The sequence below is a fragment of the Pedobacter sp. genome, from assembly GCF_041645105.1.
GTDB lineage: Bacteria > Bacteroidota > Bacteroidia > Sphingobacteriales > Sphingobacteriaceae > Pedobacter.
On the sequence record NZ_JBAZQQ010000001.1, the window covers coordinates 591,206 to 610,600 of the forward strand.

A 19,395-nucleotide genomic window follows, 5' to 3' on the forward strand; every position below is an offset into this window, starting at 1 on the left:
AGATGGCTATTCATGTGCATCTGACCTTATTGGGCTGGGAGTTTACCTTCACCAGCCCAATTTTTCAACAATTCGTAAATTGTTCCATTTCTTTGAGCTGCTGTAGTGACCTGATTAACAGCAGCACTTCCCAGACGATCATTTAATTGGGCTATATATAAACTTCTAGGTAATACAGGTATTCCCCAACTCTCCCAATAACCTGCACCATTCTTCTTCACAGCCACACAACCTATTCCCCAGTTCATTGCACCTTTAGGACTCTCTACCTTGATCTCATAATTAGGAGATTTACAATTCCAGAACATGGTTTGTGCACCTGCCCATCCATGACCTGTGCCCATAGCTTTTCGGTTTTGAACGATGATTTGACCACCATAAATATTATCAAACAAAACTCCTGTAGCCCAGCGATGATGTGGGCCAATATCTGCCTTTGTATTTATAGAATAACTATCCAAAAAAACATTTGGTCCTGGAACTGTTGAACCGGTTACATAATCATGCCGTCCCCCGCTGGTATAACAACGCTGAAAAAGATTGAAAGACGCCCCCCCCTCAAGGTTAAAGGAATACTTCCTACCTCCTGTAGTTTGCGATTTGGGGTCGACCATTGCACATTCTTCAATAGTATTGTTTACAGACATACCTGTAAGCGATACACAAGCATAACCAAAATACTGTGCAGTAACTTGTTTTACCCAGCAGTCTTCTGCCCTATTCAGCTCAATTCCATTCCAACCATGTAACTCATCATTGTCGTTTGCATAAACAGACACTAATCTGAGATTCTCTACCCCACAATTGCTGATTCGACCAGTTATATTCGTTTTAAATATATACCCACCTCCATATTTGCTCTGCATGGGATCAACAACAGGAGCATTTAAGGTAACCACATTACCGTTAATCTCTTTTATTCTACGTTCAAACCGAATGGCATAATTACTAAAAGTCCAGCCATACTGTGCCATAGCCAGATCATCGATCCATAATTGATTTGGTGTACGATAAACAGCAATCTGATCACCAATAGTATATCCTGCAACGGATTCAACAGCAAAGCTCATTGCCCCTGTAGGCACATACTCAGTAGTGATTTTCTTCCTTGTACCACTAATTTCGGGCATCCCGGAACCTGAACCGTTTATCTCAATAAGATTATGTTCAGCTGTTTTAGTCGCCTTAATAACCGTTCCCGATAAACCTTGTCCCACTCCCCTTAACACCACGCCACTTTTATCAATAACCAATGTTCCATTTACCTCATAAGTACCTGCCTCCAGCAATACAGTCCCTCTATATCCATTACCATCCTGAGGAAGATTTTTAACTTCATCAATTGCATTTTGAATATGAAGTCTATTATCACCAGCAACCGGAGTAATGGTTTTCTTAACAGGGACATCAGGTAAAGCTACTCCAGCCCCTTTATAACCAGCATTAGAAAAATCAGGGATAACATTATCCTTATTCGTTTCCCCTTCATTTGCGAACTTATTATAGGCCAGTTTATTTGCGGAATTGAGGTAGAGCAGAGCGGTTGCATTTTCCGGTGGTTCAACCACTGGCGGAGTTACTACAGGCGGTTGCGTTTCATCTACTGGAACCGTTTTTTTCTTACAAGAAGAAGCATTAAAAAATACTAAGCCTAATAGGCAACATGTGAACATTCGATTCATAATTCAGAGCATAAAATGAACAAAAAAATAGCCTCTGGAATTTTAAAATAAAATACACAGAGGCTGTTTAAAAAATCAAACCTTATTAAATTGGCTTTCTGAATGGGTATACCGTAGCACCATAAACATGTACCACACCATTCGTTGTGATATAACCACCGGACCTGTTTTTGGTCACACCATTAATTAATATCGGCGCTAAATCATCATTATTAACCAATTGCAGATCCATCTTCCCTTCCTGGTCAAAGCCAAGTCCTCCATTTAAATAACCAAGCATAGATATCTTGGACGCCACTTTTCCAGGAGGCAATAAAGTTTGGGCAGTAGAATTGGTAATTGTAAGTTTATCAAAATTATAATCACCCTGCAGCATTAAGTAAAGGAAGTAGTTTCTTACATCTTCTTTTGGATAATCTTTCCAATCTGTGGCGGGTCTCGTCACCGGTACTCCAGTTGTGGGATTAACACTCGTCACAATAGGAAAATCAAACCATAAACCTTTTGTCACTTTTTTGGTTTTAGAATCCCAGACCATAATTGCTTCGTTATGTAAGAAAATAAAAGTCCTGCCTGACTTTTCAAATTCTGCATAATCGATTTCGGCATAATCAAGCCCTTTTCTCATCCACTTGAAAACAGTGTCTTTTGCTGCAGGATCATAAGAACCCCGATTTTCGAGAAACTGCCTCGCTGAAATACCAATATGTGGATCCAGAGTTTCATGTTTATAATCATACTTCTTTTGCAGGTCCATATCAAACAATGTACATCCTGACAATAGTATGATTGATAAGAATGCAAACATTCTCGCTAATAAAATTATCTTATTCATAACCTCTAATTTTTAATCTGTGTAACCTGGATTCTGTTTCAATTTGCTATTTGAGTTCAGGACATTTCTATTAATTGGCCAATAAACCCTTTTATCTGGATCAATAAATCCCGGAGCATTTATATTTCCGCCATCCAATTGCCTCCTTTTAAGAATAGGGTCCATTACTTCTTTCACATGATCGGTACGAACGAGGTCAAACCATCTTTTCCCTTCACCGAACAATTCTAATTGTCTTTCATTTAAAATAGCATCTTCCATTGCCTCTTTATTAGCAACCAAAGGATCAGTACCTAAATATTCAGCTACCCCAGCTCTTTTACGAACAATATTCAAAAACTTCAATGCATCGCTCAATTGGTTATTTCCATTCAGAGCTTCTGCATAAAGAAGGTAAATATCAGCCAATCTGTACATCACCAGGTAAACGGGCTCAAGCTCTCTTGAGGCAGGCCATTTATCAGCCGCCGTAGGATTTGCGGCAGTATTATACCATTTTATAAAACGATCTCTGTTGGGTTTAGTTTGGGCAAGAAACACATCAGCAGTTTGTTGAGGACGAATATCTGTAGTACGAGTTGTAACTTGATACTGCGGCTGATACCACTTCTCCCAGATATCCTCATCGATTACGATTTGCTTATTATTAGAAGTCCATGATGTTTGCATGCATGCACATCCATTCTTTTGATAATCCCAATGTATACTCCAGATTGCTTCTTTACTGTTTGCCGGATTGGTAAAAACATTCTTCCAGGTTGCTGTAGCTTCAAGATTTGCAATGGTTGGGTCAGCAATATTTTTAGCAAGAAATAAGTTTTTAATCCATATAATGGCATTAACATAATCCTTTTTCCACATATAAACATCTGCCAGAGTAGCACAAACCGCAGCGCGGCTTATTCCATAAATACCAGATGATGGTGCATTACCTGTTGCAAATAGATCATAAGCTTTCTTTAAATCCGGAATAATTACTTCATCGATCACCTTATCTTTTGAAACCCTTTCTCCTTCTGAAGGTGCTTTAATATCCTCATAAGGTTCCAATCTCACTACCGCATCACCCCAAACACGAACAATATAAAAATAACTCATGGCACGCATGGCATATGACTCTGCCATATAGCCATCAAAAAATTTAGTTGTAATTTTCGGATCTAGTGCTGCAGCTTGTGGGATATATTTGATGTTATTATTTGCTCTGCCAATTACTGCGTAAAGACCTGTCCAGTCAGAAAACTGGTTGGTTGGAGTTATGCTATTTAAAACAATCTCATCTACATAATCCTTCGTATAGATAACAAATCTGTCAAAGTTATCTGCACGGTACTCCCCCCAATACAAATACTTTTCCGTGTATTGTTTATCACCTACCATTTGTAACTGAAATGCAGAATACATCCCTGCTATAGCGGCATCAACATCAAATTGACTTTTATAAAACTCTCCTAAAGTCACCTGCGTTAATGGAGCTTCAGTTAAAAATTTCTTACAGGCACCAAACAACATTATGGCCCCTAAAGCTGTTATTGCTATTATTTTTTTCATCTCTATTAGAAATTAACATTTACACCAAAACCAAATTCTCTTCTCTTCGGATATTTCCCTGTATCATCACCAGGTGTTAAAGGGTTATTGGTACTAAATTCAGGATCATATCCTGTATAATTTGTCCATGTTAATAGATTCATACCATAAACATATGCAGTTACTCCTTTTAAATATATCCTTTTTGTCCATTCTGGATCTAGGCGGTATGATAATCTTGCACTAGATAACCTAATAAAAGAGCCATCCTCTATATATATACTATTTTGATCAGTTTTAAGATTTCCTCTATTATCCTTTTCAATATAATATGGATACTTCGCGATATCCCCTGGTTTCCTCCAGGAATTATAAACCATATCCGGAGAGCCTGCCCCTGTATTAGAAGGTTTGTTTTGGGTTTGCAATAGTGAATTGTAGATTTTTCCTCCAAAAGATCCGTTAAACAAGAATGATAGTGAGAAGTTTTTATAGCGGAAGTTGTTCATAATCCCCATGTAATAATCAGGAGTTGCATTTCCCAAGATCTGGCGATCAGCATCATCAATAACTCCATCTTCCTTCAAGTCTTCCCATTCGGCATCTCCACCTTTTAGTTTACCATCAGGTGCGTATTTACTTCTAATATTACCAACATATTCTTTCCCATCCAGTGTATAAACAGGATTTCCATTGAGATATTTTGGTTTACCATTCTCTAAAACAACTGTTAACTTATTCCAGTTATCATCATAAGCGTTTGACTCATCCCATTGATATACCCCAAGATTCTTCCAACCATAAAAATTACCGATCCGACCACCATCTTCAGCGTACCATTTATTACCTGGGAAAAAGGGAATACCATCAGCTAGCTTTACAATCTTTCCCCTTTCAAAAGATATGTTACCTGTTACATTCCAATCAAAATTCTTATTTGTAATAGGGGTTCCACTCAATACGAACTCAAGGCCTTTAGTTTGTATGGTTCCTAAATTCACCTGAACTTTGCTGAAACCTGTTTCTTTGGCCAGTTCTCTCGGATAAAGAAGGTCTTCAGTACGTTTTACATAATAATCCGCAGTTAATCCTAATCTGCCTTTGAAAAAAGTCAGATCCAAACCAACATTATTCTGAGTAGTAGTCTCCCATTTGATAGATTCATTGCCTAATATACTAGACAATCCTGCACCGCCAACACCTGCATAATTCCCGAAAAAGTCGACCTTAAGATAAGACTCATAGTCTCCAATGCGATCATTCCCAAGTTGACCAAAACTGTACCTAACTTTAGCATCATCCAGGAAAGATTTACTCCAACTCATAAACTTCTCGTCCGAAAAACGCCATGCTGCTGATCCAGAAAAGAAACTACCCCAAAGATTATCAGGACCAAACCTCGATGATCCGTCTCTCCGATACGTTCCTTGTAAAATATAACGTCCTTTATAATTATACCCTAATCGACTAAAAATAGATGCAGTTGTATTTGCAGTGGCACTTGAATAACTTTTAGACGAAGTGAGGTAATCTGGGATTGTTACTAAAAGCGATTCACTTACACTATTTAAATACTCTGTATGAATACGGTCAAACTTCCTTCTATCAGCACTAAAACCTAATAATGCAGTAAAATTATGATCTGTTTTAACTGTTTTATTATAATTCAAAAACGCCTGATATTCCCAGAAAAATGTTTTTGTCATTTCATTTCTTCCCGCATTCTTATCCTTGTTTGCAGAAAGAATTCTTGGTGAGAAATACATATTCTGAAGATTATCTAGTTTAGCATTAAATAGGGTTGTAAATTTCAAATCGTTAATAATCTGATAATCTAACTGATTGTTAAGCTGTGCTGAATATGTTTCATCCTCATCCCTTTCAAACAATGCGTTGGCAATAGGATTTCTTTTGGAAGCAATATAACTTGTTAAACTACCATCCGGATAATAAATTAAAGAATAAGCAGGCCTATCGATTACCACCTTTACAGTATTACCAATGGGAGTTTGATTTCCTTTTTGCCAGGAGAAAGACATGTTATTTGAATACTTTAATTTTGGAGACAGTTGATAAATCACGTTAACCCGTGATTGTATTCTTTTCACCCAACTATTCAGAATAATCGACTTATCGTCTAAATAATTTAAACTTGTATAATAACTCAATCCTTTTTGACCACCGCTAACACCCATTTTAATCTCTTTCTTCTGAGCCAAATTACCCAACAGTAAATCCTGAAGATCATTATCAGCATTAAAACTTGGGTTAATAGAGTCCGTTGCATTTGTTCTTCCTTGTATTGCTCTAAACGCTCTCACCTCTGCTGAATTACTTACAGGAATACTATTTGACAACCGGCCGAATACATGATTATAGGTTAGGTCGATCCTTGGTTTACCCTCAATACCTTTTTTTGTGGTAATTAAAATTACCCCATTTGCAGCACGTGAACCATAAATTGAAGCAGAAGCAGCATCTTTTAATACCTCCACATTAGCAATATCAGATGGATTTATGTTTGCACCATTTTCATCGATTACACCATCCACAATATACAACGGGCCATTACCACCATTTAAAGTTGATGTACCCCTAATCTGAATTGAGCCATTAGCGCCAGGAGCTCCACCACCATCATTTACAATCAATACCCCAGCGGCTTTCCCCTGTAAGGCGTCGAAAAGATTTATTGGTTGACGTTCTTCAATATCTTTTGAAGTAACTGATGAACTTGCACCTGTTAAATCTTTCTTTTTAGATACTCCACCATAACCAGTTACTACTAACTCTTCAAGATTGCTTAAATCTTCTTTCAAGCTTATATTAATACTTGTTTTAGTTCCGACCGTTACTTCCTGTGGTAAAAACCCGATGTAAGAGAAAACCAGAACTGATGATGAACCAGGAACAGTGAGACTGTATTTACCACTATTACCTGTTGTTGCACCCATAGCCGTTCCCTTTACTTTAACCGTTACACCCGGCAATGTTTCTCCTTTATTATCAGTCACTACTCCTGATATTTTAATGGTCTGAGCGTAGGACTCTGCAGCAACCAGTTGCAGGAGGGTTGCGAAAAGCATTATCAGCATTAGCCGACCCCATTTTAACCTATACACTTTCGTATTACAGGAGATTGCTCTAGTAGAATTTTTATTCATATCGTTATATTTGGTTAAATTCAATATCTATTTGGATATATTCGTTATATGCAATTGACTAATAAGTTTCCAATTTTTAATTGCTTAGATTGGCCAAGCTGTCAATTATATTGGCGTGCAAAATCAATTACTTTTTATCAGTAGTTGATCCCCCAAACCGCTTATCCATAAAGGACCAATTCCAGTCGCCTTAAGTAAATTTTTGTGGAGATTATCCAGCTTATTTGCACCTGCATCTGGCGAAGAATAAAATGGATATGTACCTACAAAAGCCCCATTAGCAGGACTAGCTGGATCAGCAGTATAAGTACCATATTCATTTATAGACAGTTTGGTATCAGCAATTAAAAACCCTGTTGGCAGACCAGTAACAGAGCCCATGCCAAATGCAATGTTTCCAGCATAAGTAAAGTTCTCTGGAACATCAGTAAACCTTATTAAAGATGAACCGATTTTCAACTGCATCACATTATTTGCGATTGTGCAATTTGCTGGAGGAACTGTTCTATTATTCCCTCCTTTTCCAGCACCAATATCAAAACCTTGTGCACAATTAACAATGGTATTGCCAATAATCTTTACATTTTTGACCTGAAAATATCCACTTGGTTCTGAGTTAGGAACTCCATCCAATATAGAAATCGCACACGTTTGTCCAGTAGTTGCAATGCCTTGTAAGTAATTATTATATACCAGGTGGCTTTCTCCAATAATCCTTATTCCTCCCGCGCTGCTAACATCATTCCCAATCAAGTAGTTCCCATACACTTCAGAATTATTACCGTGTCTGAGACACAAAGTTCCCCTACTTTCAAAAAAGAAATTATTTCGAATGGTATTTCGGCTCATCTTATTAGAAATAATCTCAGTTTCTCCATTACACTTGTCAAAAATATTCTCTTCTATTACATTTAAGCTTTCACTTAAATAATAAGCACTAGTTCCTACCCTGATTGTCTCACCTCCATTAGAACCAAGTTCTGGCCTGGAGCCAAAATAATTATGATCAATCCTATGATTTAAAGCATCATTTGCACCCCATATGACTACGGTAGGCCCCAGATGTGCTTTACCTTTAATGTAGCAATGATCAAGACGATGGTTTTTACCATTCAGGGAAACCCACCTGTAATCTATTGACTGATCAGCAGGATTATAATCTACTATTGAAGTGTTTGTTAATCTACAATGCCTGGATGCAGAAGTAAAATCAACTACATTTAATTTAGAGGCGCTAAGATCTCCATTCTTAAAATTCAATCCATTAACCACTAACCAGCTTCCATCAATTACCAGTGATGAAGTTCCTTTTAAAATCACCAAGCCTTCCTTTTCTGCAATCAGTACAATTGGTTTCTCAGCAGTGCCAGTTCCCTTAAAAACTATTTTCTGATTTATCCAGTCGCCCGATTCCATCATAACCGTATCTCCGGGTTTAAGACTCAATGCAGCAATATCTGCTGCTGTTTTCACCTTTTTACATGAAATACAATCTTGATTTTCCTTGCCCGGAATTTCAGTACGAGGAGGTTCTACTGCTGGAGGCTTTTCACTTTTTTTACAGGCCGCTATCATAAATATTGGTATTGCAATTAATGGAAAAAACCAGTTACATTTTAATTTCATAAATACCTGTTTATATTGGTAATAAAAAATGATTAAATCATCAACACTAAACTGATCAACATTTTTTGATTTTTAATCCAACATATTAACGAAGTACTCAACTATTCCAGCAGTTCTATAATTGAAAATTAAGCCATCCTGCTTATGCGTCCTGCTATTGAAAAGTTACCTTCTCTGAAGCGCATAGGAAAATTTTGCCCTTTTAGCGAAGCGGGCAAAAGGTTCCCGTGATGAAGAGAATGGTAACTTTTCACATTAAAAAAGCCCCAGCAAGTCTTTTTTGGAAAGCGACTTATAAATTGAGGTCTCTGTTTTAATCAGCTCACCTACAAGATCTTTTTTAGTATCTTGTAATTTCATGATCTTCTCTTCAATCGTATCCGGGCAAATTAACCTAACTGCTACAACATTTTTCTCCTGCCCAATACGATAGGTACGGTCAATCGCCTGATTTTCTACTGCTGGGTTCCACCATGGGTCAACGATATAAACATAATCTGCACGGGTTAAATTTAGTCCTACCCCACCAGCTTTCAAACTAATTAAAAATACACGTACTTCAGGGTTATCCTGAAAAGAGTTAACTACAGCCTCCCTGTTCCTGGTCTGCCCAGTCAGGTATTCATGCGCAATTCCCCTTTCATGTAATTCCTTTTTAATCAGATCCAACATTCCCACAAACTGAGAGAAAACCAGGATCTTATGATGTGATGCCTTATTCTCAATCTGTTCCAACAAAGTCTCCATTTTTGAAGATGCATTACCATAAAACTTATCATCCTTCAATAGTTCAGCAGAATTACAGATTTGTCGCAACCTCGTAATTCCTTGCAAAATATGCATACTACTCTTCTTTAAATCATCCTCAGAAACTCCCTCAATATAATCCTTTACATCCTGTACCGCAGCTTCGTAAACTTCCCGCTGCTCCTTTCCCATTTCACAATAAATGACCATTTCTGTCTTATCAGGCAATTCCTTCGCTACCTGTTCTTTTGTTCTCCTCAGAATAAAAGGGCTAATTCTTTGCTGTAACTCCTTAGCCCGCTTACTATCTTTGAACTGGTCAATAGGCACAGAATACAATTCCTTGAACTGCTGCTTGGTCCCCAACAATCCAGGACAAGCAAATGAAAGCTGTCCATACAAATCAAATGTATTGTTCTCAATAGGTGTACCTGTTAAAACAACCTTATTTCGCGATTGCAAGAGCCTTACGGCTTTATAGCGTTGTGAATCGGGGTTTTTAATATTCTGCGATTCATCCAGAAAAATATAATTGAATCGATATGCTTTTAGAAAGCGAATATCAGCGAGTAAAGTGCCGTACGAGGTGAGTACAATTTCATAATCATCAAATTCATGTATGTCCTTTAATCTGTCTGCCCCATAAACGGTACGGATTTTAATAGATGGCGCAAACTTAGCAACCTCAGCTTGCCAGTTAAAAATTAAAGAAGCAGGAACAACTACCAGATTTGTATTGTGGGCTGACTTTTCACGTTGACTGAGTATAAAAGCAATAATCTGTATAGTTTTACCCAGGCCCATATCATCAGCAAGACAAGCACCAAAATTAAAATCGTCCAGAAAATTAAGCCAGTTCAGACCATCTTGCTGGTAAGGACGTAATTCTGCGTTTAAAGATTCAGATATTTTTACAGAAGTAATCTGATCTGGCCCCGAAAGTTTCTTCCGATACATCGCCAGCTGATCTTTTACAGACTCATCAAAAAGCTGTTCATCATAAAGCTCAGCAATCATATTATAATTGATCTTATGGGTATGAATACTTTCGTCCACCACCTCACCAGCATTAAAATAACTGGTAAACTTCTCTACCCATTCATCAGGTAAAATACCCATAGTACCATCGTCCAGCTTAATAAACTTACTCTTGTTACGGATAGATTTATGCAGGTGTTTTAAAGAAATGGCCTCACCATTAGATTCCACTTTAGGCACCGTTTCAAACCAGTCAATCCCACTGATTACCTTAATAGAAATCTCAACTCTATATTGGCTCAGGTTATTGTTGTTGAGCTTATTAAATCCCATAATGGTGATCCCTTTACTTCGCCATGCCTCAAAAGCATCCAAAAACCATTCGATATCCAAAAAATGTTTACGGTGCATATAAAAACAATCAGCAGCCAATCCATCTTTTATCTGTTCTGCAAAAAAAGGATGTTGCTTTGCAATGTTTGTTATAAACTGAAGCTCTTCTTCCTGATCACGTCTTAATGTAAAGGAATTTCCATACTTATCCTTTGCAATAATCTGCTTTTTTGAGAGGATAGGAATTTCTGTATTGCTATAACGTATTACAGGAGTGATCAACACGAAATCTTCTGATTCCGATAGATATATAATCTGCTCATTTTCCAGATCAAATCCCTTTTCTTCAATCTGTGTCTTTGTAGCAGGTTTTAAATAAGCGTAATTGATTTTTACCTTTTCCTCCAATCTGGATAGTATAGTTTCATAAAAATCATCAAACTTAGTTTTATGAATCAACATCTTACCGTAATGCTTTTTAAAGAAATCAATTACCCTAAGGAAGTCGGGGTTATCAATCAGATAGAGCTTGTTAATGAGCTGAATAAAATAATGATGTTTAATAACAAGATCCTCAATAAAGATGGGCAAACCATCGAGGATCAGTTTTCCAGAAACTTCATAAAAATCTCCTTTCTCACTTACCGACAATAGCAAATCGATCCCCAGAATACGGAGTTCCACCAATTTAATAGAGTTTGCAGAGATATTGGCCGAAACTTTTGAATCGTGCAAATACACATTCAGGCCAAGCGGATTTTTAGCCAATGCTTTTAGTCCCTCAAGATCCGAAGCCGAGGCTTCATCATTATAATTATTCTGAAACTTTAATACACCGTGTAGGAATTTCAACTCGTCACTACTTTCTGAAGTCCAGATCAGCGCCGAAGGATCAATCAGTTTCAATGGGTTTTTAATCTTCCCATCTTTACCTTCCAGCCCTTCAAATAAAGAAACATTCAGATGGCTATAAAAGCGGTGCTGACTAAAAACTATAATGGTCTTTACATCTCTTTTGGTCATTCTGCCAGATATTGCCATTGGCAATTCATTAATAGCTAACAAAGTCTCATTAAGCTCTATTTTTGTTTGCTTATTAACAGGAAATAACGCTTTTACTTTAGGGCTGATACTCAGGCTATCTTTAACATATTCTATTTGAAAATGCGTATCCAGATCTTTTTCATTCTCCAACCCATAGTCCTTAGCAAACTCCCTTAGTTTAATAGATCGAAGGGGTTCATCAAAAAATATACGAAGTGAAGCCCGATCCATAATGTTATACATTACCCTTGTCTGGTGTTCACATAAACCATTAAAAACAGAAATGCAAGTACAAGAAAGCATCACACGGTCTGTTGTCTGTACAATAGTAATTGTCTGATTGTTTATCAAATCAGAGTGATCCCTAAATACAGCAGAGTTAACCGTTATCTCTGCAGGAGAAAGCTCATAAAACCCCTTTACTTCTGTATCTATACTTACTTTATTATGCTTTAATATGCCGGAAATTGTTAATCCGGAAATATTAAAATTTTCTAAAATATAATGATGTGTTAGACCACTGATTTCGTTCTCCACCTGCAATTAATAATGTAAATAATAAAAAACTAAATTAAGCGATGATCTTTCTAATTCGGCTTAATAATCTGTTTATTTGTATTAAGTTAATAAACACACAAATATAAACTTGATTGTTATGCTGCTGAGTATTTTAAACTCCATATTTTGCATTGCCTTTATTTTATTTGCTTATGTAAATCTAAATGACAGTGATTCATGGCTTTGGGTTCCAATTTACATGATTGCATCTGTTTGCTGCGGATTAGCAGTTTTTAATTATTTTTACCCTGCTATATACCTTATTGCTATATCTTTTTATCTGATATATGCCTTATATTTATTTTTTGCTAAAGATGGGGTACGCGATTGGATTGTCAGATACAAAAGCCCCAGTCTGGTAGAAAGTATGCAAGCCACAAAACCTTATATTGAAAAAACAAGGGAATTTTTTGGTCTGTTAATCATCAGTGGCGCACTCGCAATAAACTATTTTATAGCTATTAATTAATCCACTATGCTGTTAATAGATACAATCGGTTTAAAAAAACTGAGTGATGTATTTTTTTTGATCTTGAGAAGAAACCTAAGTCCAGCTGTTCTGGAATGGCTACTGAGTAAAACTGACTTAATTATAAAGGAAGAGAAATCTATACAATTACACTTATGCTTTGCACATCTTCCTCGTTTTGCTACCAAGCAAACATTTGAAGTCCTTGATCAGGAAATTAAACAAATTGAGGCTCAGCTAGCCGGATTTACAATTTATGACTGGACCTTAGATAAATTTGCCAGAGTATGGTTGTTGATGCAAATACCATCAGCACACAAAGAAACCTATCTAAAAAAAATCAATAGTCTGTTTGCTACCGCAGAGATGAATGAGCAAATTGCACTTTATACAGCTCTTCCCTTTTACAGTTATCCGGAAGAATGGCTGAACAGATGTGAGGAAGGGATAAGAAGTAATATAGGAACAGTATTAGAAGCTATTATGTACCATAACCCATATCCTGCTCGGTTCCTTTCTGACCCCTCATGGAACCAACTGGTTTTAAAAGCCTTTTTTACAGAAAAAAATGTAAACCAGATTGTAGGTCTGAAGGAGCGTATGAATGAAAAATTATCCGCTACGTTACAAGACTATATCCAAGAGCGACTGGCGGCGAGCAGAACGGTCGCACCCGAGATTTATCAGCTGACAGAACAAATGAACCCATAAATAAACAATGAATTATGTGCTGTAACGAAAATTTTGAAGAAAGGAATAAGGGAGAAAAGGTAACAACTTCCCTTGATTTGAACGATATCAGCGGAATGAGGTTTTTCGATCCGCATATACACATGGTTTCCCGTACTACAGATGATTATCAGGCAATGGCCGATGCAGGTATAGTAGCCTTGATAGAACCGGCTTTTTGGCTGGGACAACCCCGTACAGGTGTACACAGCTTTACTGATTATTACAGTAGTTTAATAGGTTGGGAAAGATTCAGATCTTCACAATTCGGCATCAAACATTATTGTACTATTGGATTAAACTCCCGTGAAGCAAATAATGAAGCACTGGCTGAGCAGGTGATGGAAATTCTCCCTCAATTCATTTTTAAAGAAGGTGTGGTTGGCATTGGGGAAATAGGTTTTGATGATCAGACAGCCTTAGAAGAAAAATACTACCGTCTACAGCTAGACCTGGCAAAAGAAGCAGGGTTACCGGTTCAGATTCATACACCACATCGTGATAAGAAAAAAGGAACCCAACGCAGTATGGACATTGCCATAGAGCAAGGTTTAGAGCCACACATGGTTATTGTAGACCATAATAATGAGGAAACAGTAAAAGAAGTGCTAGACAGAGGTTTCTGGGCTGCCTTTACCATCTATCCATTTACAAAAATGGGTAACGAAAGAATGGTTGAAGTCGTTAAACAATATGGTTCAGAAAGAATTATGATTAATTCTGCAGCAGATTGGGGTATCAGCGACCCTTTGGCTGTTCCCAAAACTGCAGCTTTGATGAAAAGATCGGGCATCAGTTTATCAGATATTGAACTCGTTACCTATCGAAATGCAGTTACAGCTTTTGGCCAAAGTGGACAGATTGACGAGCAGGATTTTATCAGTGTTAAGAACATTGACCAAAGCCAAAAGTTCGCAAGCAACTCCGTATTACGAGGTGGACAACAGCCAAGAATAGACAAAAATTCAATTATTATTTCTTAATTATAACATGAATAGATTAATAGGATACCTGCGTTTAATGCGTCCCGCAAACGTAGTTACAGCAGTAGCTGATGTGTTGGCAGGGATAGCTGTAGCAGGTTACTTTATACCATCAACTACCGGAAGTTTCGGATGGGGAGAACAAACCCAAATACTTCCAATCCTACTTTTATGTATTTCAACCATTGGTCTTTATAGTGGTGGCGTTATACTAAATGATGTTTTTGATGCAGAACTAGATGCAAAAGAGCGTCCGGAGCGACCTATTCCAAGTGGTCTGGTTTCCAAAAAAGCAGCTACCATTTTTGGGGGTATATTTTTCTTTATTGGTATCTTTTCAGCGGGTCTCTATAATCCCAGTTCTCAGTATCTTGCTGCAGCAATTATGTTTTGTTGCCTGGTTTACAATAAATTTTTAAAACACAGCTCCATCTTTGGGCCAATAAATATGGGACTTTGCAGAGGACTTAATTTATTATTGGGGATCAGCATTATTCCTGCCGAGATCCAAAATTGGTGGTTTCTAGCAATTATTCCCATTATTTATATTGGTGCAATAACAATGATAAGTCGAGGAGAAGTTCATGGTGGGAGTAAGAAAACACTTTTTTTTGCAGCTATTCTTTATGCTGTAGTAACAGCCTGTATCCTATACTTCGCTGCTATCAATAAGAATATAGCTACTACTCTGGCATTTATTGTTCCATTTAATTTGATGATTTTCACTCCTCTTTTTATTGCCATGCAAGATCCTAGCGGACCAAGAATTGGAAAAGCAGTAAAATCGGGAGTAATTGCATTGATATTGATGAACGCTGCATGGGCCTCAGCTTTTGGGATGCTCCATATTGCAATATTCATCGTTATTTTATTACCAGTATCCATTTTATTAAGCAAAGCTTTTGCCGTTACCTAGTCGCCAGCAACCATGAGTTATTTACAACAATCATTTAGTGTAAAATTCGATTATAAAATATACTTCACAAGCGCATTATTTAACTCGAGTAACACGACCCTTGCAGATTTCTTTAAGGAAAGAAAAACGGAAGGTGGTCAAAAAATCTATTTTGTGATAGATCAAGGTGTGTATTTAGCACACCCTAATCTTAACAATGAGATTAAAGCTTATTTTGAGCCCTTACAGCAAGTAAAACTGATCCCTGATATTCTAATTGTTCCAGGTGGAGAAGCTTCCAAAAATGACACAGCATTATTTGACAAAATTGTAGAGGCGGTAGATAATCATGGCATAGACAGACACTCTTACATTGCTGCCATTGGTGGTGGTGCGGTGCTTGACCTGGTAGGTTATGCCACAGCGGTTTCACATCGTGGTATCAAACACATTCGTATTCCCACTACTGTGCTTTCACAAAATGATTCAGGAATTGGGGTTAAAAATGGAATTAATTACAAAGGCAAAAAAAACTTCATGGGTACCTTTGCACCACCTACAGCAGTTTTTAATGACGATCAGTTTTTACAAACTTTGAGTAACAGAGATTACCGTTCTGGTATTTCAGAAGCCATAAAGGTAGCGTTGATTAAAGATGTCGAGTTTTTTAACTGGATAGAAGCAAATACAGAAGCCCTGAAAAACAGAGATCAGGAAAATATGAATTACCTGATTAAGTACTGTGCAAAGCTCCATTTGGATCATATTGCAAGTGATGATCCATTTGAAACAGGATCTGCCAGGCCGCTCGACTTTGGCCATTGGAGTGCGCATAAACAAGAACAGCTGAGTAACTTCAGTGTTCTACATGGAGAAGCCGTAGCAATGGGTATAGCACTCGATAGCACCTATTCCTTTTTAACGGGCTTACTTCCGGAAAATGAATTGCAGCGAATTCTTAAAACATTAATAAATCTTGATTTTGAAATAACCGATGCCTTTATTAAAATTAAGGATGAACAATCGGCCATTTTAAAAGGTTTGGCAGAGTTCCAGGAACACCTTGGGGGCAAGCTAACCATCACACTTTTAACTGCTCTCGGAACTGGAAAAGAAGTACACGAAATGAATCATCAGTTGTTAATAAAAGCTAGCAAATATGTTGCTGACTTTGCTAAAAACCACATGATCTTAACCGCTGGCAGCAATTAATATGAAAGTAAATACTGGACACCTGACTTATTGTACAAACATCCATGCTGGAAAAAACTGGACTGAAGATTTTGATAATTTACAGCAGAATTTCCCTGCTATAAAACAAAATGTTTCTCCGGATCAGCCCTTGGGATTAGGCTTAAGGCTTTCAAATGAAGCTAGTATTCAATTAAGTAATCCTCATTATCTATTACAGTTAAAGCAGTGGCTACAACAAAATGAAGCATATGTTTTTACCATGAATGGCTTCCCTTATGGGGATTTTCATCGCGCCATTGTTAAAGAAAATGTGCATACCCCAGACTGGACTACGCAAGAGCGTAAGGATTATACCATCAGGTTGTTTCACATCCTTAAATCATTACTACCTGAAGGTATGGACGGAGGAATCTCTACCTCCCCACTAAGCTACAGACACTGGTTTAAAAGCTCTTCGGATTTTGAAGCTTCCAAGCAAACAGCTACGCTAAACATTATCGAGGTAGTCAAAATATTAATAGAAATATCAAAGGAAAATAACCAGCTCCTACATCTTGATATTGAACCAGAACCTGATGGAATGTTGGAAACAGGAACAGAGTTTATAGATTGGTTCGAAAATGATTTGCTCGTTTTAGGAATTCCTCTGATTGCTAATCAGTTTGGCTGTTCAGATCATGATGCTGAAATGCTATTGAAAAAACACATATGCTTATGCTACGATGTTTGTCACTTTGCTATTGGTTATGAAAGTCATGAAGTTGTATTAACTGAGCTGGAACAAAAAGGTATCCGAGTTGGGAAAATACAGATCAGTGCTGCGCTGAAAGCAAATTTAATGGGAACGACTGAAGATAAGGGCTTAATAAAAACAAACTTTGCAACATTCAACGAACCCACATATTTACATCAGGTTGTTGCTCTAAAAAAGGATGGGAGCTTAATCCGCTATACGGATCTTCCAGCTGCACTTGAGGCAGAGAATGATGATGATGTATTGCAATGGCGTTCACACTTCCATGTACCTATCTCTATTCAGGAAATTGGTTTGCTGCAATCTACACAGGAAGACATTGTTAAAGTACTCCAATTGCAGAAAGCAAAACCTTTTACCAATCACCTTGAGGTAGAAACCTATACCTGGGAAGTTTTGCCAGAACAAATAAAATTACCCATTGCCCAGTCTATCAGCAATGAACTAAATTGGGTTATAAACGCTCTCTCATAGACCATAAGCCGTTAAGATGAAGAAAACTGTAGTTATAGATGTTGTGGGGTTATCCTCAAACCTGATTGGAAAACATACTCCATTTTTAGAACAATACATTAAGACCAAAAAGCTGAATAACATTACTCCTATGCTACCTGCTGTAACTACTGCAGTACAATCTACATACTTAACCGGTAAACTACCTAGTGACCATGGTATTGTGGGCAATGGATGGTATGACAAAACGGATGCGGAAATTAAGTTTTGGAAACAATCGAACAAGCTGGTACAGGCTGAAAAAATTTGGGACCGTGCAAAAAAAGAAAATCCAGGTTTTACCTGCTCCAATATGTTCTGGTGGTATAATATGTATTCCAATGCAGATTATTCAGCAACCCCAAGACCAAATTATCTTGCCGATGGCAGAAAAATGCCTGATTGCTATACTGAACCGGCAGAGTTGAGAGATGTATTGCAAGATAAGCTTGGTCAGTTCCCCTTGTTTCAATTCTGGGGCCCTGGAGCCAATATTAAATCATCCAAATGGATTGCCGATGCATCCATATTAACTGATTCACAATATGATCCTACACTGACCCTTGTATACCTCCCGCACCTGGACTATTGTCTGCAAAAATTTGGTCACGATTTTAGTCTTATCGGTGAGGAGCTAAACCAAATTGACAGTGTTTTAAAAGACTTAATCACCTATTACGAAAGTAAAAACGCGAATGTTATAATTCTTTCGGAGTATGGCATAATCCCTGTAAAAAATCCAATTCATTTGAATCGTATTTTTAGAGATGCGGGACTTTTACAAATCCGCGTTGAGCGAGGTTTGGAATTATTAGACGCGGGGGCTTCAAAGGCCTTTGTAGTGGCCGACCATCAAGCTGCGCATGTCTACATCAATGATCCAACCGTTATTGAAAAGGTAAAAAGTATTCTTGAAGAAACACCTGGCATTGCTTTAATTTTAGACAAGGAGGGCAAACAGACTCATGGTCTGGATCATGAACGTGCAGGGGATTTTGTATTGGTGGCCGAATCACAAAGCTGGTTTACTTATTATTTCTGGTTAGATGATGCCTTAGCTCCTGATTATGCACGATGCGTAGATATACATAAAAAACCAGGCTATGATCCTGTAGAGATGTTTATGTCGTCCAAACCAAGAGCTGCATATAAACTATTAAGAAAGAAAGCTGGCTTCAGATATATTATGGATGTAATTCCATTAGATGCGAATTTGATAAAAGGCTCACATGGAAGTATAAATACCCCTGTAGAATTCCATCCAGTACTCATTACCGACAGCAGTATTAACCAAGAAAATATAAACGCTACACAGGTTTATGATGTAATCTGGAAGGCCTTGAACTTATAAAATAAAATATCTAAGTTTGGTTTACACCCGA

13 protein-coding genes are annotated in these 19,395 nt (G+C 37.5%); 7 read left to right on the forward strand and 6 right to left on the reverse strand.

Annotation, left to right across the window (positions count from 1 at the left end; all coding sequences use genetic code 11):
• Positions 1-26: 26 nt before the first annotated feature.
• From WC623_RS02495 to WC623_RS02520, 6 genes are all read right to left on the reverse strand, one after another.
• On the reverse strand, positions 27-1,682 hold the full coding sequence (locus WC623_RS02495) for a hypothetical protein (RefSeq protein ID WP_372847929.1): 1,656 nt from the start codon (positions 1,680-1,682) through the stop codon (positions 27-29).
• An 85-nt stretch (positions 1,683-1,767) separates the two neighbouring features.
• Positions 1,768-2,517, reverse strand: a complete 750-nt coding sequence (locus tag WC623_RS02500; RefSeq protein WP_372847930.1) for a hypothetical protein — start codon at positions 2,515-2,517, stop codon at positions 1,768-1,770.
• A 12-nt stretch (positions 2,518-2,529) separates the two neighbouring features.
• The gene (locus WC623_RS02505) at positions 2,530-4,068 is read right to left on the reverse strand and encodes a RagB/SusD family nutrient uptake outer membrane protein (protein WP_372847931.1); all 1,539 of its coding nucleotides are present in this window, start codon (positions 4,066-4,068) and stop codon (positions 2,530-2,532) included.
• Between the two features lie 5 nt (positions 4,069-4,073).
• Positions 4,074-7,211 carry a SusC/RagA family TonB-linked outer membrane protein gene (locus tag WC623_RS02510; protein ID WP_372847932.1) on the reverse strand — a complete coding sequence of 1,046 codons (3,138 nt, stop codon included), beginning with the start codon at positions 7,209-7,211 and terminating at the stop codon, positions 4,074-4,076.
• 123 nt (positions 7,212-7,334) lie between these two features.
• Complete coding sequence (locus WC623_RS02515) at positions 7,335-8,837, reverse strand: polysaccharide lyase 6 family protein (RefSeq protein ID WP_372847933.1); 1,503 nt, start codon at positions 8,835-8,837, stop codon at positions 7,335-7,337.
• 255 nt (positions 8,838-9,092) lie between these two features.
• The gene (locus tag WC623_RS02520) at positions 9,093-12,476 is read right to left on the reverse strand and encodes an SNF2-related protein (protein WP_372847934.1); all 3,384 of its coding nucleotides are present in this window, start codon (positions 12,474-12,476) and stop codon (positions 9,093-9,095) included.
• A 118-nt stretch (positions 12,477-12,594) separates the two neighbouring features.
• On the opposite strand from WC623_RS02520, the gene WC623_RS02525 reads away from it, so the two are divergent.
• Genes WC623_RS02525 through WC623_RS02555 form a run of 7 tightly spaced genes read left to right on the forward strand, consistent with a single transcriptional unit; the run spans position 12,595 to position 19,364 of the window.
• Positions 12,595-12,966: a transmembrane 220 family protein gene (locus tag WC623_RS02525; RefSeq protein ID WP_372847935.1), complete on the forward strand. Its 372-nt coding sequence runs from the start codon at positions 12,595-12,597 to the stop codon at positions 12,964-12,966.
• Positions 12,967-12,972: 6 nt separating this feature from the next.
• Positions 12,973-13,677 carry an EboA domain-containing protein gene (locus WC623_RS02530; protein WP_372847936.1) on the forward strand — a complete coding sequence of 235 codons (705 nt, stop codon included), beginning with the start codon at positions 12,973-12,975 and terminating at the stop codon, positions 13,675-13,677.
• A gap of 14 nt (positions 13,678-13,691) precedes the next feature.
• The gene (locus WC623_RS02535; RefSeq protein ID WP_372847937.1) at positions 13,692-14,678 is read left to right on the forward strand and encodes a TatD family hydrolase; all 987 of its coding nucleotides are present in this window, start codon (positions 13,692-13,694) and stop codon (positions 14,676-14,678) included.
• Between the two features lie 7 nt (positions 14,679-14,685).
• Positions 14,686-15,594: a UbiA-like protein EboC gene (gene eboC / locus WC623_RS02540; RefSeq protein WP_372847938.1), complete on the forward strand. Its 909-nt coding sequence runs from the start codon at positions 14,686-14,688 to the stop codon at positions 15,592-15,594.
• A gap of 12 nt (positions 15,595-15,606) precedes the next feature.
• Positions 15,607-16,785, forward strand: coding sequence for a 3-dehydroquinate synthase (locus tag WC623_RS02545; protein ID WP_372847939.1), 1,179 nt, complete (start codon positions 15,607-15,609; stop codon positions 16,783-16,785).
• A 1-nt stretch (position 16,786) separates the two neighbouring features.
• Positions 16,787-17,995 carry a metabolite traffic protein EboE gene (eboE, locus tag WC623_RS02550; protein WP_372847940.1) on the forward strand — a complete coding sequence of 403 codons (1,209 nt, stop codon included), beginning with the start codon at positions 16,787-16,789 and terminating at the stop codon, positions 17,993-17,995.
• Between the two features lie 16 nt (positions 17,996-18,011).
• A complete protein-coding gene (locus tag WC623_RS02555) occupies positions 18,012-19,364 on the forward strand; it encodes an alkaline phosphatase family protein (protein WP_372847941.1) in 1,353 nt (450 codons plus the stop codon).
• Positions 19,365-19,395 lie beyond the last annotated feature (31 nt).